Annotated in this window: 17 protein-coding genes and 1 pseudogene; 13 read left to right on the forward strand and 5 right to left on the reverse strand. The window is 61.7% G+C overall.

The annotated features are described in order from the left end of the window. Positions 1 to 55: 55 nt before the first annotated feature. The 3 genes and pseudogenes from E5720_RS09155 to E5720_RS09165 form a co-directional block, all read right to left on the reverse strand. Positions 56 to 1,669 (reverse strand): AMP-binding protein, encoded by a 1,614-nt coding sequence (locus E5720_RS09155; protein WP_136170401.1) that lies wholly within the window; start codon positions 1,667 to 1,669, stop codon positions 56 to 58. Between the two features lie 298 nt (positions 1,670 to 1,967). Then, complete coding sequence (locus tag E5720_RS09160) at positions 1,968 to 2,177, reverse strand: DUF2945 domain-containing protein (RefSeq protein ID WP_136170402.1); 210 nt, start codon at positions 2,175 to 2,177, stop codon at positions 1,968 to 1,970. A gap of 212 nt (positions 2,178 to 2,389) precedes the next feature. Continuing rightward, positions 2,390 to 2,638 (reverse strand): annotated as a pseudogene (locus tag E5720_RS09165) (Hsp20/alpha crystallin family protein); the annotation flags it as partial. Positions 2,639 to 3,220: 582 nt separating this feature from the next. On the opposite strand from E5720_RS09165, the gene uvrA reads away from it, so the two are divergent. The 8 genes from uvrA to E5720_RS09200 all read left to right on the forward strand — a co-directional run bounded on the left by uvrA (position 3,221) and on the right by E5720_RS09200 (position 14,551). Further along, positions 3,221 to 5,686, forward strand: coding sequence for an excinuclease ABC subunit UvrA (gene uvrA / locus E5720_RS09170; RefSeq protein ID WP_136170404.1), 2,466 nt, complete (start codon positions 3,221 to 3,223; stop codon positions 5,684 to 5,686). A 70-nt stretch (positions 5,687 to 5,756) separates the two neighbouring features. Then, entirely contained in the window at positions 5,757 to 5,906 is a 150-nt protein-coding gene (locus E5720_RS21660) for a hypothetical protein (RefSeq protein ID WP_168708319.1), read from the forward strand. A gap of 160 nt (positions 5,907 to 6,066) precedes the next feature. After that, positions 6,067 to 7,227 (forward strand): acyl-CoA dehydrogenase family protein, encoded by a 1,161-nt coding sequence (locus tag E5720_RS09175; protein WP_136170405.1) that lies wholly within the window; start codon positions 6,067 to 6,069, stop codon positions 7,225 to 7,227. Between the two features lie 24 nt (positions 7,228 to 7,251). Then, the gene (locus E5720_RS09180; RefSeq protein WP_136170406.1) at positions 7,252 to 8,460 is read left to right on the forward strand and encodes an acetyl-CoA C-acetyltransferase; all 1,209 of its coding nucleotides are present in this window, start codon (positions 7,252 to 7,254) and stop codon (positions 8,458 to 8,460) included. Between the two features lie 49 nt (positions 8,461 to 8,509). Further along, entirely contained in the window at positions 8,510 to 10,684 is a 2,175-nt protein-coding gene (locus E5720_RS09185; protein WP_136170407.1) for a 3-hydroxyacyl-CoA dehydrogenase NAD-binding domain-containing protein, read from the forward strand. 37 nt (positions 10,685 to 10,721) lie between these two features. Continuing rightward, positions 10,722 to 11,348 (forward strand): TetR/AcrR family transcriptional regulator, encoded by a 627-nt coding sequence (locus E5720_RS09190; RefSeq protein WP_136170408.1) that lies wholly within the window; start codon positions 10,722 to 10,724, stop codon positions 11,346 to 11,348. A 138-nt stretch (positions 11,349 to 11,486) separates the two neighbouring features. Then, positions 11,487 to 13,034, forward strand: coding sequence for a long-chain fatty acid--CoA ligase (locus E5720_RS09195; RefSeq protein WP_136170409.1), 1,548 nt, complete (start codon positions 11,487 to 11,489; stop codon positions 13,032 to 13,034). Continuing rightward, positions 13,031 to 14,551 (forward strand): aldehyde dehydrogenase family protein, encoded by a 1,521-nt coding sequence (locus E5720_RS09200; RefSeq protein ID WP_136170410.1) that lies wholly within the window; start codon positions 13,031 to 13,033, stop codon positions 14,549 to 14,551. The genes E5720_RS09195 and E5720_RS09200 overlap by 4 nt, the downstream gene beginning before the upstream one ends. 13 nt (positions 14,552 to 14,564) lie before the next feature. Here the strand turns inward: E5720_RS09200 and E5720_RS09205 are convergent, their stop codons facing one another. Continuing rightward, positions 14,565 to 15,152 carry a TetR/AcrR family transcriptional regulator gene (locus E5720_RS09205; protein WP_136170411.1) on the reverse strand — a complete coding sequence of 196 codons (588 nt, stop codon included), beginning with the start codon at positions 15,150 to 15,152 and terminating at the stop codon, positions 14,565 to 14,567. Between the two features lie 113 nt (positions 15,153 to 15,265). Here E5720_RS09205 and E5720_RS09210 point away from each other — a divergent pair, with 113 nt between their 5' ends. From E5720_RS09210 to E5720_RS09230, 5 genes are all read left to right on the forward strand, one after another. Further along, on the forward strand, positions 15,266 to 16,195 hold the full coding sequence (locus E5720_RS09210; protein WP_136170412.1) for a metal-dependent hydrolase: 930 nt from the start codon (positions 15,266 to 15,268) through the stop codon (positions 16,193 to 16,195). Between the two features lie 11 nt (positions 16,196 to 16,206). Further along, positions 16,207 to 17,322, forward strand: a complete 1,116-nt coding sequence (locus tag E5720_RS09215; RefSeq protein ID WP_136170413.1) for a PDR/VanB family oxidoreductase — start codon at positions 16,207 to 16,209, stop codon at positions 17,320 to 17,322. 20 nt (positions 17,323 to 17,342) lie between these two features. Further along, a complete protein-coding gene (locus E5720_RS09220; RefSeq protein WP_136170414.1) occupies positions 17,343 to 18,926 on the forward strand; it encodes an NAD(P)/FAD-dependent oxidoreductase in 1,584 nt (527 codons plus the stop codon). Further along, positions 18,923 to 19,771 (forward strand): SDR family NAD(P)-dependent oxidoreductase, encoded by an 849-nt coding sequence (locus E5720_RS09225; RefSeq protein ID WP_136170415.1) that lies wholly within the window; start codon positions 18,923 to 18,925, stop codon positions 19,769 to 19,771. The genes E5720_RS09220 and E5720_RS09225 overlap by 4 nt, the downstream gene beginning before the upstream one ends. Before the next feature lie 66 nt (positions 19,772 to 19,837). Beyond that, the gene (locus E5720_RS09230; RefSeq protein WP_136170416.1) at positions 19,838 to 21,085 is read left to right on the forward strand and encodes an MCE family protein; all 1,248 of its coding nucleotides are present in this window, start codon (positions 19,838 to 19,840) and stop codon (positions 21,083 to 21,085) included. 89 nt (positions 21,086 to 21,174) lie between these two features. Here E5720_RS09230 and E5720_RS09235 read toward each other — a convergent pair whose 3' ends face one another. After that, positions 21,175 to 22,902, reverse strand: coding sequence for an amidohydrolase (locus E5720_RS09235; protein WP_136170417.1), 1,728 nt, complete (start codon positions 22,900 to 22,902; stop codon positions 21,175 to 21,177). Positions 22,903 to 23,069 lie beyond the last annotated feature (167 nt).

A 23,069-nucleotide genomic window follows, 5' to 3' on the forward strand; every position in this document is an offset into this window, starting at 1 on the left:
ACAGCGAGGTTGCGTGGTTCAGCGATGACTCTTTCGCTTCTCGACGGATATGCGGTCAGGACACGTCCGTCGCCACTGTCGCCGCCCAGCGGTAGTCCGCTTTGCCTGCTGGGGTTCGCTTGACCTCCTCGACCAGCACGATCGAACGTGGGATCTTGTAGCCGGCCAGCGTCTTGCGGCAGTGCTCCTGAACATCGTCGAGGGTGAGTTCGGGTGACTCGGGATAGGTTGCGATCACCGCGGCAACCCGTTGGCCCATGCGCTGGTCAGGTGCGGCGACGACGAGCGCATCGCTGATCGACGGGTGCGCGTGGAGGGCAGCCTCGACCTCCTCGGCGAAGACCTTTTCGCCGCCGGTGTTGATGCATTGCGAGCCGCGTCCGAGGAAGACTATCGTGCCGTCTGCTTCCACCTTGCCCATGTCGCCGAGCACCGACAGTCGCGTGCCATCACTGCGTGTCGGGAACGTCCGGGCGGTCTTCTCCTCGTCTTTGTAGTAGCCGAGAGGGACGTTGCCGATGCGGGCGATGTAGCCCACTTCCTCGGAGCCGGCAGCAATCTCGTTCAAAGACTCGTCGACGAGGGTCATGCTCGGCGAGGGTGGCATTCGCAAAGTGCCGACCTCGTCGATGGTGAAGGCGCCGTCGTTCCCAGACTCCGAGGCGCCGAAGTTGTCCCGCAACAGCAGGTCCGGTTTGACCGCCAGCATGCGGTCCCGAACGCTGGTGGACCAGATCGCGCCACCCGAAGTGATCGAGAACAGGGAGCTGAGATCGACCTCGCCCTTTCGGCGTTCCATCTCATCGACCAACGGCAGCCCCATAGCATCGCCGACGATCAGGATCACCTGCACCGAATCTTTCTCGATCGATTCCACGACCTTCCGCGGATCGAAGTCGCGCCGAAGGACCACGCGAGCGCCGAGGGTGAAAAAGGTGAACAACGAGTACAACGCCGCACCGTGCATCAGGGGCGCTGCGATGAGGAACGAGAGTTCGGGAAATTGCTTTGCAGCACTGGCGATCTCGGCGAGGTTTTCTCGCGCCCCCTCGCCGTATGGGTTTCCGCCGGAAAGGGGCTTGCGGAAAAAGTCGTCTTGCCGCCACATGACACCCTTCGGGTATCCAGTGGTCCCTCCCGTATAGAGCAGGTACAGGTCGTCGCCCGTGCGGGAATCGAACTCGGCTGTGGGCGACAATTCACGAGCGTCGGCGAGTGAAACCACGGAAACTGCGTGCTCGTTCGCGGCGGACAACAGTTCGGCGGCGATCTCGCCGACCACGATTACCGTCCGGATCATCGGGCACGCATCCAAGAGGGAAGCAAGGACGCGCTGATGCTCGGAGATTTCGACGACCACCGCGGCCGAATCGGAGTTGACGAAGATGTACTCGAGTTCGGCGGGCGTGTACCGGTAGTTGACGTTGATCGGGACCGCGCGAATCTTGAGCAATCCCAGGATGGAAGCTACGTGCTCGACGCTGTTCTTGAGGAACAGTGCGACATGGTTGCCTCGGGAGATGCCGGCTTGCGTGAGCAGCTGGGCGGTCCTGTTGGCCTCCGCGTCCAACTGGGCGTAGCTGAGGTTCTCGCCCTCGTAGGTCAGTGCAACGCGATCGGGTACGGCATCGGCGACTGTCTCGAAAACGTCGGCAAGGTTGAACTGCATCGTCATTCCTTTCAAGGGACAGCGCCGCGATCTCGAGGCGGGTGACATGAGCTTAGAACACGTTCTAGTTGCTGGAGCAATGCAATCCGATTGGTTCTGTTTCGGTCGCGACCAGCGAACCACCAGAGCGACACATCGGCGTCGCCCCCGAGGATATCGATCGAACTCATATCACCTGCGTCGATGGACCGCGAGATGGTTCCTCGCTCAACAAGGAGAAAAGGATGAGAGACCACAGGAGGGCGAGCGGGGGGTCGCCTGCACAACATCACGCCACGTGAGGTGAAACTACAGAGAATCAGATCTTCGTCAACGCGCTGCCCTTGTGCATCGCCATGTGGTCGGTCTTGTCGCTCTTGATTTCGTACTGGGGCTCGTCCGGGCTGCAGCGGCGGGTATGCCCCTTGTAGTCGGCGTCTTCGGTGTGGACTCGCGTGATCGTGCCTTGTACGTGTCCGGCTTCGGAGTTCCAACGCACGTGGTCGCCTACTGAGAATTTGGTTGCCATAACTTCTTCCCCTGCCGACTGGGGGTACGCAACGGCATGGTCGAGCGACCATGCCGTTGCGCGCACCCCTCGATTTCGCTGACTGCCTCGAAGTTACGCGGCCAGCCGAGTCATGCAACAGCCATCGGATCTCGGCTTGTCGTGCGGGGATATTCGTCGTCGTCGAATGGCTCGTCTCGATGTTGTTCGATCACATCGGTCGGCAAGATATTTTCGACGTCGATTCCCTCACCCAGTGAAACCTGACGGCGGAACGTACCGGCAAAGTGTTCGGAGGAAATCCCCTGCACTCCATTAGCTTCCGGTGCAGTTCGATGCGCGGTGAGAGTCAGTGTCACGCGGTCCACATCGACGTCGATCGAGCCCGGATCGACACCGGTCAGGTCAACACTCAGAATGTAGCGATCGTCGACCTTGTACAGGTCCATCGGCATGAACCGTGGAACACGGCCCGAGCCACTCGGCCAATTCGACGAGGGTGAAGCCCGGTTCGGCCGACATCAGGTCGGGCAGCGGCCGTGGGATACCGCTGCACGTCATCGTCACTCCCCACCCCTGCGATGACGTGCGTAAACAACGCAGGAGGCTCTCTTGCCATGCATGTCACCCTCGAATCCGCCGGATCGAATCTGTAGCAGCGAGAAGGACCTGATGAGGTGGTGTCCTACGCGCTAAGGGCGTAGGTTGGACTCATATCGCTCAAGCCGTCAGCCGTATTGACCGTGCAGATAACGCAGTCAATCAGTAGCTCGAATCCGCTGCGGCACTTCCCGATTAGCTGATGCAGCGGAGGGTCGTTGATGGAACCGATCGTGTGGCCGAGAACAGATTCGATGGACGACTGGTGGAAGGGCGTGATGGCTCACCAGGACGTCGGGCATGCTCCCACTCGCAGCTATCCCCCGGACCCGGACATCGACGACACTCGCCCTCCCCCGCGGGCGCACCCGATGGCAAGCACCCACGCTAAGCCTCGTCGAGCAAGTTGACCGCGTAAAGAATGAATCCTTCCGACCCGAGCCACCCGCACTAGTGTCGGAAGGATGACGGGCACATCGTGGGACGAGTATGTGCGCGTTCGCGGCGCCACCGAGCACAATCTGGCAGCAGTAGATGTCGATATCCCTCGCAACGCGTTCGTCGCATTCACGGGCGTGTCGGGATCAGGCAAGTCTTCGCTGGCGTTCAGCACCTTGTATGCCGAAGCTCAACGACGCTACTTCGAGTCGGTGGCCCCGTACGCCCGTCGGCTCCTGCAACAAGTAGGCGCACCGCACGTTGCTTCCATCACCGGACTCCCTCCAGCCGTGGCGCTGCAGCAACGCCGGGGCGCGCCCAGTTCACGCTCCAGTGTCGGCACCATCACAACCTTGTCCAACCTGCTGCGGATGCTCTATTCCCGCGCCGGTACCTACCCGGACGGGGCGTCACGTCTCGAGGCGGAATCGTTCTCCCCCAACACCGTCGCCGGTGCGTGCCCGCGTTGCGGCGGGCTCGGCGTCTTCCACGACGTGACAACTGAATTACTGGTTCCCGACCCGTCGCTGAGCATCCGAGAGGGAGCGATCGCGGCCTGGCCCGGCGCCTGGCAGGGTGCGAACTTACGTAGCATCGTCAGCGGCCTGGGTATCGATATCGATGCGCCGTGGCGAACGCTCCACGCGAAGGACCGCACGTGGCTCCTCTACACCGACGAGCAACCGAAGGTGTTCATCGAACCCCAGGCCGACCGCGTCGACCACAGTTACGAAGGCAAGTTCTGGAGCGCTCGCCGCCACGTCATGCATGTCCTGTCGGACTCCACGAGCGAGCGGATGCGCGAACGCGCGCTGCGATTCACCGAGAGTGTCCGCTGCCCACAGTGCTCGGGCAGCGGGCTGCGGACCGACGCATTGGCGGTCACCGTCGCCGGATACTCGATAGCCGAGATCAACGCACTCTCCCTGACCGAGGTTGCCGCAGTGTTGCGGCCCATCGCCGAACAGTCCGAGATGGCAGCCGCAACCCCGACGGCTTCCTCCGGTGAGGCCACGGAAGTGGCGGTACGCATCACTGCCGACCTGCTCGCCAGGATCGAGGTGCTGCTCGGACTGGGTCTGGGGTACCTGGCGTTGGGGCGCAGCTCGACGACGCTGTCCCCCGGCGAGGCTCAGCGCCTGCGGATCGCCACCCAGCTCCGTTCCGGGCTTTTCGGTGTGGTGTACGTCCTGGACGAACCCTCTGCCGGCCTGCATCCGGCCGATGCCGAACCGCTGCTCGACGTCCTGGATCGGCTGAAGGAATCCGGCAACTCTCTGTTCGTCGTCGAGCACGATATGGACGTGGTCCGACGGGCCGACTGGGTGGTCGATATCGGACCCGCTGCAGGCGAAGGCGGTGGCCGGGTGCTGTACAGCGGCCCGGTGGCCGGGCTCGAGCAGATCGAGGAGTCGGTTACCGGGCGCCACCTGTTCGGACGCGCGGAGTCCCTGCATCGTGTGGCGCGACCGCCCCACGGCTGGCTTACTCTGACCGGCGTAACCCGTCATAACCTGCACGGGTTGTCCGTGCAATTCCCCTTGACGGTGCTGACCGCGGTGACGGGTGTGTCGGGCTCTGGGAAGTCGACACTCGTCACCCAAGTCTTGTTCGAGGTGGCGCGTCATCGACTCGATACTGCGGCAGATGAGGACGTCGACGCGCAGATCGAGATCGACGTGGCCGACGTCGACGGATTCGAGGAGTTCAACCGGTTGGTCCGGGTGGATCAGCGCCCCATCGGCCGCACACCCCGCTCGACACTGGCCACCTACGTCGGAATGTTCGACATCGTGCGCAAACTGTTCGCCGACACCGACGAGGCCAAGGCCCGCGGCTGGGCGCCCGGCCGGTTCTCCTTCAACGTCCCCGAAGGACGCTGCCCGACGTGTCAGGGTGACGGTTTCGTCGAGGTGGAGCTCCTCTTCCTTCCCGGCACCTACGGCCCCTGCCCCACCTGCCACGGCGCCCGCTACGCCCCCGAAACTCTCGAAGTCACCTGGCGCGACAAAACCATCGCCGACGTGCTGGCGATGTCGGTGAACGAAGCGGCCGGGTTCTTCGCCGACATCACCGGCGTTTCCCGCAGCCTCGAGACGCTACTCGATATCGGGCTCGGCTACCTGCGGCTCGGCCAGCCTGCGACCGAGCTCAGCGGCGGCGAAGCACAGCGCATCAAGATCGCCAACGAATTGCAGCGCACCCGACGCGGCAACGCCCTGTACCTACTGGATGAACCCACCGCCGGGCTGCATCCCGCTGACGTCGCCCTGCTCATGCGTCAGCTCCACCGCCTGGTCGACACGGGCAATACCGTCGTGATGGTGGAACACGATCTGGACGCCATAGCCTCCGCAGACTGGGTCATCGATCTCGGACCCGGCGGTGGCGACAAGGGCGGCACCGTGGTCGCCACGGGGACACCCACCGAGGTGGCCGCGTCGGCGGACAGCATCACGGGACCTTACTTGGCTCGGCGACTGCAATCCTGATCGGAATCAGTCGCGCAGTAACAGGTTTGGACCCATCCGAAAAGGTGCTCAGTGGGTTCCGGAGCCTCCGATGACCGTGCGCCTCGGCGCCCAGAGCGACATCTGCGCCCACACCGGCCCGATGCCGGGAAATCCGACGTACGAGTGCGATCCCGATCTGACGATTCTCGCCGTCGAGGCTCGGACGGACGACAGCCTGTTCACGCGCTCAGGCCGCTGACTCGACGAGCGAGTCGAGGACGATGCCCCCATATCCGCGAGACCGACCCGTCGAACGGGATGTCTCAACCGATTGCGACACCACCTTGACATCGCACTTCAACACGAGCAAAGTTGTTGGCATAGTGCCAACAAGCTAGTTTGCCGACCAAGGGATGCCCATGACTGCACTCGCAGACAGCACCAGCCGTGAACTCGCCACCGAACTCGATGACGTGCGACAACTCGCTCGAGGATTTTTCGAGAAAGAGGTCGTACCGCACCGAGAGGAATTTGCTGCCGCCGGCCGCCCGAGCCGCGAGGTGTACAGCGAGGCGGGACGGCTGGGCTTGCTCGGCATGTCGATACCGGAGACCTACGGCGGCGGAGGCGGCGACTTCCGTCACGAGGCGGTTCTGTTCGAGGAACAGGTTCGCGCCGGCGACTCATCTATGCAACTGGGAGTTCACACCGGCATTGTCCCGCACTACATCCTCGCCTATGCATCCGAAGAGAATCGGGCGCAGTGGTTGCCGAAGCTCTGCTCCGGTGACTGGATCGGCGCGATCGCGATGACCGAACCGGGAACCGGTTCCGACCTCCAAGGAATCGCTACCCGTGCAGTGCGCGACGGCGACGACTACGTGGTAACCGGTGCCAAAACATTCATCTCCAATGGAGCTCACTGCGATCTGCTCATCATCGCTGCGAAAACAGATCCGACAGCCGGCGCACGAGGATTGTCTTTGCTCGTTGCCGAGGTATCCGACGACACCCCCGGCTTCCACCGCGGACGAATTCTGAACAAGATCGGGACGAAAGGCCAGGACACCACCGAACTGTCGTTCGACGGCCTGCGAATTCCTGCGGCAAATCTATTGGGGGACGCGGAGGGCAAAGGGTTCGCCCAGCTCATGCAGCAACTCCCCCAAGAGCGACTGATCTGCGGAATAGCCGCGGCCGCGATGATCGAGGCCGCAGTACAGCAGACAGTGGAGTACACCAAGTCACGCAATGCGTTCGGTAAAACCCTGTTCGACCTTCAGAACACCAAATTCGAGCTCGCGGAATGCGCCACCATCGGGCGGGTCGTGCGTACCTTCGTCGATGACGCCGTCACCAAACACGTTGCCGCAGAGCTCGACGTCACCACTGCTGCCATGGTCAAGTACTGGACCACGGATCGGCAGTTCGAGGTGGTCGACAGGTGCCTGCAACTCTTCGGAGGCTACGGCTACATGGAGGAGTACCCCATCGCGCGCATGTTCGTCGACGGCCGCATCGCCCGAATCTACGCCGGTGCCAACGAGGTCATGAAAGACCTCATTTCCCGTTCGCTCTGATTCCAAAAGAAAGGTACCGCCCTCATGGAGGCGTTCCTGTACGACGCAGTCCGAAGTCCGCGTGGCCGCGGCAAAAGTTCCGGTTCGATGCATACCATAAAACCGGTCGACTTAGCCGCGAACACATTGTCTGCCTTGCTCTCTCGTCATTCTCAGCTCGATCCAGCGCTGATCGACGACATCGTTCTCGGTGTCGTCACCCCGATCGGCGATCAGGGCTGCGACATCGCCCGGACCGTCGCCATGGTCGCCGGCCTCCCTGACAGCGTCGCGGGAGTCCAGTTGAACCGATTCTGCGGATCCGGACTCGAAGCTGTGAACACCGCTGCACAACGTGTCCGGTCCGGATGGGACCAACTCATCGTCGCCGGCGGAGTCGAATCGATGTCCCGTGTGCCGTTGGGTGCCGATGGCGGCGCATGGCCATGCGACCCCCTGACCAGCTACGGAAGCTATTTCGTACCCCAGGGAGTCAGCGCCGACCTCATCGCGACGATCGAGGGGTTCGATCGCGATGAGGTCGACGCCTACTCGGTCCGAAGCCAGCAGCGGGCGGCACACGCCTGGTCAATGGGCCACTTCGAGAAATCAGTGATCCCGGTGTTCGACTCGAATGGTCAGCTGATGCTCGATCACGACGAACTCATGCGGCCCGAGACCACGACGGCCAGCCTGGGTGCGTTGAAGCCGGCATTCGCGAAGATCGGTGAACTTGCGGGCTTCGACGCGGTCGCTATGCAGAAGTACACCGAAGTCGAGCGCATCGACCACGTACATCACGCCGGTAACTCCTCGGGCATTGTCGACGGTGCCGCAATGGTCCTCGTCGGTTCCGAAGAGGCAGGCCGCGCAGGAGGATTGACTCCTCGCGGTCGAGTGGTTGCCGGTGCAGTTGCTGGGTCCGATCCGACACTCATGCTCACCGGGCCGGTCCCAGCGACCCATAAGGCACTGGCGGCCGCCGGCCTCACCCTCGATGACATTGCGGTGTTCGAGGTGAACGAAGCGTTCGCTTCAGTGGTACTCAATTACGCGAAAAAGCTCGATATCGATCACGACCGCATCAACGTCAACGGCGGAGCGATCGCCATGGGACATCCGTTGGGGGCGACCGGTGCAATGCTCACCGGCATAGCACTCGACGAACTCGAACGCCGCAGTGAAAGGTACGCGCTGGTGACATTGTGCATCGGCGCCGGAATGGGCGTCGCCACCATCATCGAACGACTTTAGAGCTCGCCACCTTTCGATCAACCACCATTACAATGCCCGAAGGACTTCAATGAGCACACCTGTTGCTGTGCGGACACCCACGATCAACGGCGAGGTCGGCAGCGACCGAGTGCTCGTACTGACGATCGACGATCCGACACAGTCCACCAACACCATGAACGACGCATTCGGTCAATCGCTGGCGTCGACGATCGACTGGCTCGAGACACACCGTGACGACTTCGACGGCGTCATCATGACCTCGGGAAAAGACTCTTTCTTCTCCGGTGGCGATCTCGAGTTGCTACGTGACGCCGGTCCGAGCGATCACGCGGCGATAGCGGCAGCGCTCGATTTCACCAAGGACAAGTTCCGGCGTCTCGAGCAGCTGGGCAAGCCGGTCGTGGCCGCGCTCAACGGCACAGCACTCGGCGGAGGCTACGAAATCGCACTCGCCTGTCATTATCGAATCGCACTGAACAAGCGGAACTCTCGTTTCGGACTTCCCGAAGTGACCCTCGGACTTCTCCCCGGCGCCGGAGGCGTCACCAGGACCGTTCGAATGTTCGGCATCGTCCCAGCGCTGACTCAGGTGATCGGGCAAGGGCAACGGTATCGGCCCGCTCAGGCACTCGAACTCGGATTGGTCGACGAGGTCGCCGACACCGAGGATGCGATGATGGCCGCGGCTCGGGCTTGGATCGTCGCCAATCCTGACGCTTCACAGCCATGGGACCGGAAAGGTTTCAAGATACCTGGAGGAACGGCGGCATCGTCCGGCATGGCGGCTCAGTTGCCGGCTGTCGCCGCTACCGTTCGTAAGCAAGTCAAGGGCGCACCGATGCCGGCACCCATTTCAGTGGTCGCCGCCGCTGTGGAGGGGTCGGTACTGGATTTCGACTCGGCTTCGCGCGTGGAGACCAGGCACTGCACATCCCTCGCGTGCGGACCCGTCTCAGGAAATCTGATTCAGTCGATGTTCTTCGATCTCGGTTCGATCAACAAGGGTGTTTCGCGTCCCACCGCTGAGCCGCACCGCGTGCCGGAAAAGGTCTTGGTGATCGGCGCAGGCATGATGGGTGCAGCCATCGCATACGTCGTCGCCTCGGCAAAGGTGCCCGTCGTACTGCGCGATGTGTCCCTCGAATCGGCTGAGCGCGGAAAAGACTACGCTCGTTCGATTCTCGGCAAGTCTGTTGCCAAAGGCCGAACGACGCAGCAGGCCGCAGACGTTGTCCTTTCACTCATCACCGCGAGTGCGGATGCAGCAGATGCCGAGGGCTGCGATCTGGTCGTGGAAGCCGTGTTCGAGGATCCGGCCGTCAAGCAGGATGCGTTCGAGGCAGTCGACAAATACCTCACCGTCGATGCCCTGTTGTGCTCCAACACGTCAACTCTGCCGATCACTTCGCTATCCGAGGGTGTTGCGCGGACGGCGGATTTCATCGGCACGCACTTCTTCTCTCCGGTGGACAAGATGCCTCTGGTGGAGATCGTGGTGGGCGAGCACACCAGCGACTCTGCGCTGGCGCGCGCGTTCGACTTCGTTCGGCTGATCGGCAAGACCCCGATTGTCGTCGGAGACAGTCACGGATTCTTTACTACTCGAGTCATCGGCCGCTTCATGGACGAGGCGATCTCCCTGATCGCCGAGGGCGTGCATCCGGCAACCGTCGAGCAGGCTGCCCTCCAGGCCGGCTACCCGTCCGGGGCCCTAGCCCTCATGGACGAGATCTCCTTGACACTCTCCCGCCACATCCGCGAGGGAATGGCCGACGCTGCTCGCGTAGACGGTCGGGACTGGATCGGCTCGAAGTCCTACGCGCTGGTCGACCGCATGGTCGATGAGTTCGAGCGTCCCGGGCGCAAGTCGGGACGCGGTTTTTACGACTATGCAGAAGACGGTTCCAAAGCAGGGCTGTGGCCCGGTCTCGTCGAGCACTACCTCCGCGCCGATCATGGAATTCCGTTCGAGGACATGATGGATCGAATGCTGATCGCGCAATCGCTGGACTCGATCGCGTGTCTCGACGAGGGTGTGCTGCGTACGGTGGCGGACGCCAACATCGGCTCCATCATGGGAATCGGTTATCCCGCTTGGACCGGGGGGGTGCTCCAATTCGTCAACCAGTTCGACGGCGGTCTGGCCGGATTCGTCGATCGAGCCGACGAACTACGGGCACGCTACGGTGATCGCTTCATCGTGCCGTCCTCACTGCGCGCGCGCACCGAGCGGTACCTCTGACGTCTCACACAGTCGGCGCGATGCGATCATGAAATCTATGCCCGCTGTGAACACACCCAAATGGAGTCGACTGGAACCAGACGAAAGACGGACGCAAATCCTGGCCAGCGCCGTTCGTTTGTTCGGCGACAAGCCGTATGCCGAAGTCTCGATGGCCGATGTCGCCGAGTCCGCGGGGGTTGCCCGCGGACTCATCCACCACTACATCGGTGGCAAGCGCGATCTGTACCTCGAGAGCGTGCGCTTCCTGGTCACCGTCCCGCCGATCGAGGCCGTGAACCTGCCGACAGGATCGCTCGAGGAACGTGCCAGAGGCAGCGTGCATTGGCTGGTGGGGGTCATCGAGACCCATGGCACGGCATGGGTGTCCATGGCGAGCGGTTCGGGTGTCGACGAGCAGGTCGCCCAGATCCTCGACGAAGCGGACGATCTCGCCGCCGAACGCGTGCTCGACGCCACGGCCTTCCAGGGAGGGCGTGGCGATCGCATCCTCACCACGTCGGCGGTGCGTGTGTTCGGTGGAATGGTCAAGGCCGCCGGCCGTGAATGGCTGATCCGTGGAACCCTGACCAGGGGGCAGGTCGAGAGATTGCTGACGGACGTCCTCGTCACCGTTCTCGCAACGGCGCAATCCATGGCCACTGAGGACAACCGAGAGCTATAGCAGCACAGTTATTTTCGGCAAATTGCGATTGCTGTGCGGCATCCCCACAACATCCCTATTGACACGGTGCCAATAAGGTGGGAATGTGACCGTATTCACTCCGGGCATTTGCCCCCTCTCGCCACAAGGGACTCCGCCATGTATCTCACTCAAGGCCTCCACCGAGCCTCAGTAACAACCCCGCACCGAGCCGCCACTGTTATCGGTGACCGGGTACGCACCTTTGCCGAGCAGATCGACCGCGTAGCTCGATTCGCCGCTGGACTGCACTCGATCGGCGTCGAGAGCGGCGACCGGGTGGCCATGTTGGCGTTCAACAGCGACCGCTACTCCGAATACCTACTGGCAGTGCCCTGGGCCGATGCCGTACTCAACCCGGTCAACATCCGCTGGTCACCCGTCGAGGTCGCCTACGCCCTCAACGATTCGGATACCAAGGTTCTCCTGGTCGATGACACTTTCGCGGCCATGGCACCTGCACTGCGCGCAGCATGTGCGAACCTCGAGACCATCGTCCATTGTGGCGACGGCCCCACACCTGAAGGCATGGTCTCGTACGAGAACCTCGTCGAGTCCAACGACCCCGTTTCCGATGCGCGACGCAGCGGAGATGAACTGGCCGGACTGTTCTACACCGGCGGCACCACTGGGTTCCCCAAGGGTGTAATGCTCTCGCACACCAACCTCGTCACCTCGGGTTTGGGGACTGTCGCCACTGGGCAATTGCTCGACGACGCCTCGATTCTTCTGCACGCCGCACCGATGTTCCACCTCGCCGACCTTGCGGCATGGGTAGGGCAGGTCATGCTCGGTGGAACGCACGTGATGGTTCCGTTCTTCGAGCCCACCGCCGTACTCGAAGCTATCCAAAAGCACTCCATCACAGACGTTTTGTTGGTGCCCACGATGATCCAGCTACTCGTCGACCACCCTTCGCTGAGCACCTTCGACACATCCTCGCTCAGCCGGGTGCTCTACGGTGGCTCCCCCATCTCGGCCGGAGTCCTCGAGCGCACTCAGTCTCGACTTCCGCGGGCCCGGCTCACCCAGGCCTACGGTATGACCGAGCTTGCTCCCGTTGCCTCCCTCCTGTGGCCCGAACATCATGTGGGGGAACGTATCGGATCGGCAGGCAGGGCAGCACCACACTCCGAAATTCAAATTCTCGATCCTGCCGATAGGCCCGTGGAAACCGGGGCAGTCGGCGAAATTTGCGTCCGCGGCGGACATGTCATGCTGGGCTACTGGAACAAACCTGCGGAGACAGCGGCCGCCATTCGTGACGGCTGGATGCACACCGGCGACGTAGGGTACCTCGACGACGATGGTTTCCTGTTCGTGGTGGATCGTCTGAAGGACATGATCATCACCGGTGGTGAGAACGTCTACAGTGCCGAAGTGGAAAGTGCGCTCAGCCTGCATCCCGCGATATTGGCTTGCGCGGTAATCGGCGTGCCGGATCCGGAGTGGGGCGAACGAGTCCATGCGTGCGTGGTTCTCACAGAGGGTCTTTCACCGTCCGTGGAGGAACTCCGCGAGCACACCCGAAGCTACGTCGCCGGTTACAAGACACCGCGCACCATCGAGTTCGTCACCGCGCTACCGATGAGCGGCGCAGGCAAGATCATGAAGCGTGAACTCCGTACTGCACACGAATCCAAGACCGGGCTCGAGGTCTCCCCGTGACTCGGCAGACTTCGACTGTCCAGGGGTCGACTGTCCCTACATCGAAGTCGACCAGTTTCGATTCGGTCTCGCCGATCGATGACCGCCATATCGGCACCTTCGACAAGGCGTCGGCGGAGAGCGTAGCAGCAGTGGTCGCAGAGGCACGTCGCGTCGAGCTCGAGTGGTCTTCGCTCCCACCGAGGTCACGGATTCGTCATCTCAGGGCCTGGCGTCACGAAATATGGAGTCGAAGAACCGAATTCATCGATTTGATCCATCGGGAGAACGGGAAGCCTGCCGAGGACGCATTGCTCGAGATCGTGCTGACCCTCGAGCACATCGCATGGGCAGAGGGCCATGCACCGCGACTGCTACGGACTCGCCGCGTCAATCCCGGTCTGCTGTTGGCCAACTACTCTGCCCGGGTCGACAAGGTCGCGCTCGGAGTCGTCGGCGTCATCGGGCCGTGGAACTACCCACTGTATGCGCCGAACAGCGCCATCTCCTCGGCGCTGGCAGCAGGCAACTGCGTCGTGTTCAAACCGAGCGAGTACACCCCGGCTGTCGGGGCCAGATACGTTCAGGCATTTCACGACGCAAATCCGACGTTGCCCACCGGGGTACTCTCGCTGGTCACGGGATTCGGAGACACCGGTGCCGCGCTGTGCCGCAGCGGAGTCGACAAGATCGCGTTCACCGGTTCGACCAGCACCGGCTCGAAGATCATGACCACGTGCGCCGAGACGCTCACTCCGGTCGTCATGGAATGTGGCGGTAAGGATCCGGTGATCGTCGCCGCCGACGCCGATGTCGCGGCCGCCGCTGAGGCGGTCGCCTGGGGCGCATTCACCAATGGTGGCCAGACGTGTATCGGGGTCGAGCGCGTATACGTCGAGCGCAGCGTCTCCGACGAGTTCATCGCCGGACTCGTCGAGCATGCGCGCCGAATTCGACCGGGTGGCGACGCGTCCGCTACCTACGGGCCGATGACGATGCCCGCTCAAATCGAGATCGTGCGAGGACATCTCGAGGATGCCGCGGCAGCGGGGGGCCGGGCGTTGATCGGCGGGCTCGATTCGATCGGGCCGCGGTTCATCGGGCCGACCGTGTTGGTCGACACTCCCGAGGACTGCTCGGCAGTTCGTGAGGAGACATTCGGTCCCACCGTCACAGTCTGCGAAGTCGACGATCTCGACGAGGCGATCCGCCGCGCCAACGACCATCGATACGCGCTCGGAGCGTCGGTCTTCTCGCGCCGCCGCGGACAGGAGATTGCGGTCCGACTGGTATGCGGTCAGGTGACCGTGAACTCGGTGATCGCGTTTGCCGGAATGGGCTCGGTCCCGATGGGCGGCGTCGGTGCCAGCGGATTCGGCAGGGTGCACGGCGACGAAGGATTTGCAGAGTTCTGTCGAACCCGAAGTCGCGTGAGCAAGATGTTCGACATCCCCGGCTTCGAGTTGGTCACCCTGCGTCGCAAACGCTGGGTGGCGCAGTTGATCGACCGCCTGCTCTGGATCCGCCACCGCGCATGATCTGCAGTGATTTCTACGACTTCGATGCGGTGCGCTCTGCGACGAGCAACGGGACGATGTTGCGGTGCGCAAACGTGAGCAGGTCCTCGTATGTCTCGAGCGGAGCGCCTGCCGAAGGCGTCAATAAGATCGAATGCACGACGCGTGCAACGATTTCCGGCGCATCAGGCACTGCGAATGTCTTCGTGCCGGATTCGTCTAGCGCAATCTGAGTTGCGGCCCTGATAGCAGGCTCGAGCAGGGCCGACGCATTGATAGTCAGCTGTTCCAACACCACGGGGCTCTCGGAATCGAACATTTTCAACAACACCGGATTGGTACGGACCGAGTCGATCGTCGTCGCGAAACCATGTGCGACACGGTCTTCTCGCGAAGATTGCTCCGCGGCCGACTTCGCCAGCGACGCAAAAAGCCGTGATGACTCGCGTGCCATGACAGCTTGCACCAACTCGTCCTTGGACCCGATCCGGCGGTAGACGGTCACCCGGTTGATCCGGGCTCGCTTTGCGACGTCTCCGATCGTTGTACGAGCGATGCCGACCTGCCCGAACAGCTCGAACGCGGCATCGAGAATGGGGCCATCGTCTCCGTCGGGATGCATTGTTCGATCTTAGCGGCCACCTGTTCGTCGACCATCCGCCTTTTGCATCATTGCAACACAGATTGTTGCAATGTAACATCGACGAGAACATTACCCGCAGAAATGGAGTTCGGATGTCTCGAAACAACGCGGTCGACACGACAAGCAAGGCGCACACCGACGAGTCCTACGCGATCGTCGCGCGCGCGGTGAAATTCGATTGGTCGAACGTCCCGCTTCAATACATCCCTGGGGAGTGGTACGCCACGCACTTCTGGAACGTGATGCACCTGGTGTTGCCCGAGGGTGAACGCGCCATGGCCGATGTCTTCGCGCGCGCCCTGCCCTTCATCGACGACCCCCGGTTGCGCGAAGAAGTGGTCGGTTTCGTGGGGCAGGAAGCAACTCACGCGTCTTCGCACGAAAGCTTTCGCGACTACCTGATCGCTCACGGAGTGGACATCGAACCCATCCTTCGGCGCATCCGATTCGCAGTAGGGGTGGTTTTCGGTGACCATGGCCTGACTGGCCGAGCAGGGAAGATGTGGCTGAACGAACGCCTGGGCATTTATGCGGCTGCAGAGCATTTCACCGCCGTCGTAGGTGAATGGTTGCTCGACAACACCGAATTCGACCGACTCGGAGTAGATCCGACGATGCTGGATCTGCTGCGCTGGCACGGTGCGGAAGAACTCGAGCACCGCAACGTCGCATTCGATGCATTCCAGTACGTAGACGGAGGTGGATTTCGACGCGCCCGGACTGCTGTCGCGGCGAGCGCCGGGCTGGCCCTTCTGTGGTTCAGCACAGCGGCATATCTGTACAAGAACCCGGTTGCCACTCCGCGCTCAGGCAAAGGCCGCCTACGTCGGCGCCTTCACACACCTTGGCCTCTCGCGTTCGCGAAAGCCTCACGTAAACAATTGATTCCAGGACTATCGTTTCTCTTCGTGCAGCTCGCGCTGTATATCCGTCCAGGTTTCCACCCCTCGGGCATGGGCGACATCAATAAAGCTGTGCAATATCTGGCCAAGTCTCCCGCAGCATTGGCAACGCAACAGTGAGCAGAGACAACATGACTCAACAGCCGACATCGGTCGAAACCCGGAGCCACTTGGGCGATACCACCGTCACCGATCCTGGTGTCGGACTCAGAGCTATCGGGGCCGTATCTCGGATCTACGCCAAACTTGTGACGGACTCCTCGATCGTCACCGCCCTCTCCCCGGCTCGCCCACGAAGAAGCACTGGGTACGAGTTCGAGATGATCATCGACGACATCGTCGAGGAGACAGAGGACGTCCGATCACTTTTGCTCCGCCGACGCGACGGCGCACCACTCCCCACGTGGCATCCCGGCGCGCACGTCGACATCACCACACCGTCGGGAGAATTGCGTCAGTACTCGCTCGCCGGCCTCCCCACTGGGGGCGAGCATTATCGAATCAGTGTTCGCAGAATTCCTGGTGGCCGAGTGTCCAGCGAGATCCACAACCTCGAGTGCGGCGATCTCGTTCGAGTTCGCGGTCCTCGCAATGCCTTTCCGATGGCACGGGCCGACAATTACCTCTTCGTCGCAGCAGGAATCGGCATCACGCCTATTCGTTCTATGATCGAGCGCGCCGTAGTGGACAAAGTTCCATGGACTCTTTACTACCACGGACGATCTCGCGCAACCCTTCCTTTCGTCGCCGAGCTGAGTCGGTTGGCTCTGACATCGGGCGGCCGCCTGATTCTCGCGGCCGACGATATCGACGGTCTACCTAATCCTGAAACGATCATCGAACTCGCGGCGGTCGACTCCGCAATGTACGTGTGCGGACCGGCGGCGCTCTCAAGAAAGCTTCGCGACGAGTCCATACGAAACAGCAGAATTCAGGAGTTTCATGCCGAACTTTTCGCTCCGCCCGCAGTAACCGACGGTAAACCCTTCACGCTCCACTTGAACCGTTCTGGTGAAACGATTGCCGTTGGCGCACAGGAGACTGCACTCGACGCACTTCGCCGGTCGAGGCCCGATCAACCGTACTCGTGTCGTCAGGGCTTCTGCGGGGTCTGCGTCGTCGGACTCGTCGAAGGCCGGGTCGATCATCGCGACCGCGTACTCGATGCCACCGAGCGGAAGACCGCGCTCACACCGTGTGTTTCGCGAGCTGCTGCCGGCGGCGAAGTCGTCGTCCTCGATCTGTAAGAAATGGAGTTGAAAATCTCATGACCTCTGCCGTTTCGGATACGTCTGCCGCCGAGCATGATGTGGCGTCCAACCACCCGGCAGTCATCCTCATCGATGTCGCCATCATCGGGGCCGGATTCGGTGGCCTCGGTGCAGCGATCCGCCTTCAGCAGGAAGGGCGCAAAGATTTTCTGATCTTCGAACGCGATGACGCAGTCGGTGGAACGTGGCACGTCAATACCTACCCCGGTGCCCAGTGCGATATACCTTCTGCGCTGTACTCGTTCTCTTTCGCGCCCAATCCGGACTGGACACGCCTCTATCCCCTCCAGCCCGAAATCGAAGCCTACCTGAACGACTGCGCGGACCGGTTCGACATCAGAGACCGGATCCGCTTCGGTCACGAGGTGCTTGACGCCACCTGGAACGACGAAGAGGCCAGGTGGCTCTTGACGACGTCGGCGGGAACCTGGTCGGCGCGAATACTCGTCGGCGCACTCGGGCCCTTCAGCGAGCCCGCCAAACCCAATATTGCTGGACTGGAATCGTTTTCGGGATCAGTATTCCACTCCGCGGAATGGAATCACGAACACTCCGCGAGGGGTCGTCGACTAGCAGTGATCGGCACCGGAGCCTCCGCCGTGCAATTCGTCCCGCGCATCGCACCCGAAGCCGCACATCTGACCGTGTTTCAGCGGACCCCGACGTGGATACTGCCGCACCCGGACCGGTCGATCTCGAAGTCAGGTAGATCGATGCTCCGAAAGTTCCCACTGCTGCAACGCACGATGCGGCGCACGTTCGACTTGTTCCAAGAAGCCCTGGTACCCGGTCTCATTCACCATCGATCGCTACTCACACCCCTCACAGTGCTCGGACGAGCGCATTTGCGTCGCCAGGTGAAGGATCCCGTGTTGCGAAGGAAGCTCACTCCGGACTATGCGTTCGGATGCAAGCGACCGACGTTCTCGAACAAGTTCTATCCGGCACTGTCTCGGGACAATGTCGCCGTCGAAACAGCCGGTATCGCCCGGGTTGTTTCCGCTGGGATCGTGACCACCGACGGGCGAACTCACGAGGTGGACACCATCGTGCTGGGAACTGGATTCACCGTCGCCGGCCACTCGGGTTTTCGCCGCATACGGGGCCGCGATGGACAGTCGTTGGCAGATGTGTGGCCGTCGGGAGAGATGTCTTCCTATCGAGGTACGACCGTGCACGGATTCCCGAACTTCTTCATGCTGCTCGGGCCCAATTCGGTCGTCTACACATCGCAGGTGGTCACGATCGAAGCCCAGGTGAACTACATCCTCGATGCCCTACGGGCTATGGACACCAACAAGATTCGATCGCTGGAGGTAAGCAAGCAGGCGCAGACCGAGTTCGCCGACTACACCGATGCCACACTCGCGGGTTCGGTATGGAACTCCGGCGGGTGCAGTAGTTACTACCTGAGTCCATCGGGGCGGAATGTCACCTACTGGCCAGGCTCCGTACGTAACTTCACCCGCCGCATGTCCACGATCGAACTCGGCCACTACGAGTACCGCATCGGAAGTGCTTCCGATGCGAAAAAACCGACCGCGGCCACCAATCCAACACGGTTGGAGGGCCGCTCATGAGAGGAGACATATCTCTTCCCGAAAAAGTTGCGCTGGTGACGGGCGGAGCGCGGGGAATCGGCGCTGCGACCGTCGAGAAGTTGCTAGCGGCAGGCGCGTATGTCGTCGTTGTCGATCGAGACATACCTCCACATGCGCATCCATCCGAACGAGTCCTCTTCCTCGCGGCGGACGTGACCGACTCCGAGGCGATGGTGGAGTGCGTCCGACGGACGGTGAAGACCTTCGGAACACTCGACATCGTAGTTGCCAACGCGGGAATCACCCCGCCACCGGCGACGATTCGGACTGTCGACCGCAATGTCTTCGACTCCGTGATGGCCGTCAATTTCGGCGGCGTGCTGAACATCGTGCGGGCTGCGGCAGATGAGATCGTCGCCAGCGGCGGGCACATGCTTTTGGTGTCCTCGTGCGCCGCGTTCACCCCTGGCATGGGTGGGGCCCCGTACATGGTGAGCAAGGCCGCTGTCGAACAACTCGGCCGCGGACTGCGCATCGAACTGGCGGCATTCGGAGCCTCCGCCGGGCTCGCGTACTTCGGAGTGGTGGACACCGGCCTGGCGCGAAACACGCTCGACAACGACCCGATGGGAAAGCGAATCGGTCAGCTTCTCCCCTGGCCACTGAACAGAAGACTGCCCGCTGACCGAGCGGCAGATCTACTCCTCGAGGCCGTCCGAACTCGCGGCGCACGGATGGTCGCGCCTGCTGTTTGGCTGCCGTACTTCTGGCTCCGCGGAATTCTCAACCCCGTCCTCGAATGGAAGCTGGCACGCGACCGGAAGGTCACTGCTCTGATGCGCGAACTCGAACGGGTACAAGCGCAGTCGGGTTCGCCTGAATGACCAGCGCCAGACGGTGGCCACCGTTCGGTGGAGGTCGGTAGTGGTAAAGCAACCGGGAGGTATTCTGTGATATCTCGGCAGGTCAGGCTGCAGCTCATTGCACTGCTCGTCGTTACTTCAGTGGGGACGACCTTTGTCGGTGCGAAGTACGTTCGGATAGACAACCTGCTCGGTTTCGGACAGTACCGAGTCAACGCAGAATTCGAAGACTCCGGCGGCATTTTCACGAACGCGGAAGTCACCTACCGTGGGGTGCCAGTGGGCACCGTCGGGAAATTATCCTTGACACACAACGGAATCGACGCGGAGCTTCTCCTCGACAGCAACGGACCGAATATCCCGAATTCGGCGAAAGCGGTCGTCGCCAACCGGTCGATGGTCGGAGAGCAATATGTCGATCTGCAGCCGACAAGCGAGGACGGGCCTTATCTCGACGACGGTTCCACGATCGGGCTCGAGAACACCGAAACACCTGTACCTGTCGAAAAAGTTCTAGCCGGCGTCGATCAGCTCGTGAAAACGGTTCCTTTGAAAAACCTGACGACAGTCGTACGTGAGCTCGGTAATGCCTTGAACGGCAGGGGTGACGACCTGCAGATGTTGGCCGATACTCTCGGATCGCTGTCCGAGAACGCCAACGAAGCTCTGCCAGAGACACTCTCACTCATCAGGGACAGCAGGACTGTGCTCGACACCCAGTCCGCACAGGCCTCTGCTATCGGTCAGTTCAGTACCGGTCTCGACTCGGTTGCTGCCCAGCTGCGCAGCAACGACCCCGACATCAGGCAGCTCATCGAGACCGGTACTGCAGCAGGCGATCAGGTTGGCGCGTTGATCGCCGAAGGTGGTCCCGCTCTGACGGCAGACCTGGCGAACATCAACTCGGTCACCGAACTCACAGGTCTCAAAGCCGTCGCGCTCAGACCGCTGCTGATCTTTCTACCCTCCCTTGCTGCAGGAGCCGGAACTATCGTGCCCAATGACGGCACAGCTCACCTGGGACTTGTGTTGGAGACGAACAATCCGCCACCGTGCACCATCGGCTACGAGGGTTCGCAGGCAGTCCTCGACGAGGAGAAAGCTAAAGATCCCAACTTCGACATCACCCAAGGAAGCTACCCGCTGAACCTCCAGGCCAACTGTGCAACACCCCAGGGCAGTGTGACGGGCGTCCGCAGCGCTAACCGGATCGTCTTCGCGGATCCTCGAACTCCGCAGCCCTGGGATCGCAAGCCGAAGGTGGATCCGGACAAACTCAATCTCAACCCGATCGCATCACAACTCTCACCGCTTGTCGGAGCCACGGCGAAGTGATCGACACGATCCTCGAAGACGTCACCACCGATCACTTACACCAACGGGTCAGCGGACTGGAGCGTTGCGGTTGTAGCCGGTGCCTCGCTTCAGCAGCGGTGAATGCCCGCACTCACGCCCGCGATTGCCGCGTGGTGCTCGGTCGGGTCAGTTGCGCGTACCTGCTCGAGGAATACGTCGAGGTCGATCGGCTTGCCACCCACCCAGGTCCCCTCGACCGCCACGTCGGTAGTCAGCCGGGAGGCCTCCACTTCGTAGGGGTCGCGCGAAAGCACTGTGAAGTCCGCGAGTTTTCCGACCTCGATCGAGCCGATCTCGTGGTCTCGATGCAGGACGTGCGCGGCGTTGATCGTCTGGGCTTTGATGGCGTCATCCAGACTGATGATCTGCTCTGCGCCATGTAGCTGTCCGGATGGAGTCCTCCGCGTGATCACGGTCTGAATGTTCAGCAGCACATCGGGCGGGCTGACCATGCCGTCATTGTGAAATGCCACGACAGCGCCTGCACGGAACGCGTCCCCGATCCGCTGCCACTGCGCCCCGATCTTGCTGTCGAAGATCTCGCCGTCCAGCAAGTCTCCCCAATAGATCAACTGGTAAGGCCCCATCGACAGCACGACGCCAAGATTTGCGGCGCGCTCGAACTGGTCTCCCCGGCAGGCACCGAGGTGTTCCACCCGCCATCGGTGATCTGTTCCGGTCAGGCCGTTGACATCCAGCGCGCGCTCGTAAGCGTCGAGAACGATGTCGAGAGCGACGTCGCCGTTGACATGGAACGCGAACTGAAATCCTTTGTCGGCGTTGGAAGCAAGAGTCGCATCCAGTTGGGCTCGCGAGTAGTTCATCTTGGTCTCGTAGGTGGCGCCGGGAACGATCTGCGCATTACGAGTGGTCGCGGTATCGAGGTACGGAAACGAGATCGCGATCGTTCCGACCCAGGGCGCGCCGTCCGCCCACAGCTTGATGCCCTGTTTGCGCAGCATGTTGTCCGGGACCGGCGAGCTGAACGGCTCGCCACAGGTCGATTCGGTCGACACGTGATACAGCGAAATCCGAATCGGGCAATCCGACGTCGAGGCCAGCGCCTCGAAGATGGGCTTACTTTCATCGGAATATGAGTGATCCGAGGTCGCGGTCACTCCGTGGCGAGCCATGAGCGCATACCACTGGGCGCACGAGTGCAGCGGATGACTGACAATCTTCGGCAACATAGGCATCAGGACCTGTGCGATCGCCGTGCTTTCGTAAGCGAGTCCGTTCGAGGAGCCGTCCTCGTTGCGACCGAACGACGCGCCGGCAGGATCCGCTGGGGGTGTGCCGTTCGGCCAGCCCAGCGCGGCGATCACGCCCGAGTTGAAGTACACCTCGTGGCCCGAGTTGTCGAAGACGATCACCGCTCGATCAGGGAAATAGGCGTCGAGCTGCACCCGATCGAGCTCCGGAGCTCCTTGAAGCATTCGATCGAGACCGTTGAACAACAGTGGCTGACCAGCGGGCTCCTCTGCGTTGGCCTTATGGAAGAGCGTCTCGACGTCGGCGAATGATGGGTAACCGACGTAGGGAGCAATCCAATAGGCCGGTGCCTGCGTGACAAGCCCGGAGAGTCCTGGGTGATTGTGCGAGTCGATGAAACCAGGCAGCAGAACGCTGGACCCCAGGTCGGTGACCGTCGCATCGGGAGAGGCACCTTGGCAGTCAGCCAAGGTGCCTACCGCAATGATCACACCGGTCTCGGTGTCCACCGCAACTGCTTCCGCGCGCGGACGTTCGGCGTCGACGGTGATCACTGTCGATGCCTTGACGATGACGTGAGACATCTACGACTCCTCGATTCCGGCGAAAGTACAAGGCCGGAGTCGACCAGCGAACCGGCATTCTCCGCCGTCGAGACGGCCGTGAGGTGAGTCGAATTCAGGTCGAACACTCCGCCTATCACTGCTACAAGATCACCCTATATCCGAGACGACCGGGCAGTTGGGGACTC

It is taken from the genome of Rhodococcus sp. PAMC28707 (assembly GCF_004795915.1).
Taxonomy (GTDB): domain Bacteria; phylum Actinomycetota; class Actinomycetes; order Mycobacteriales; family Mycobacteriaceae; genus Rhodococcoides.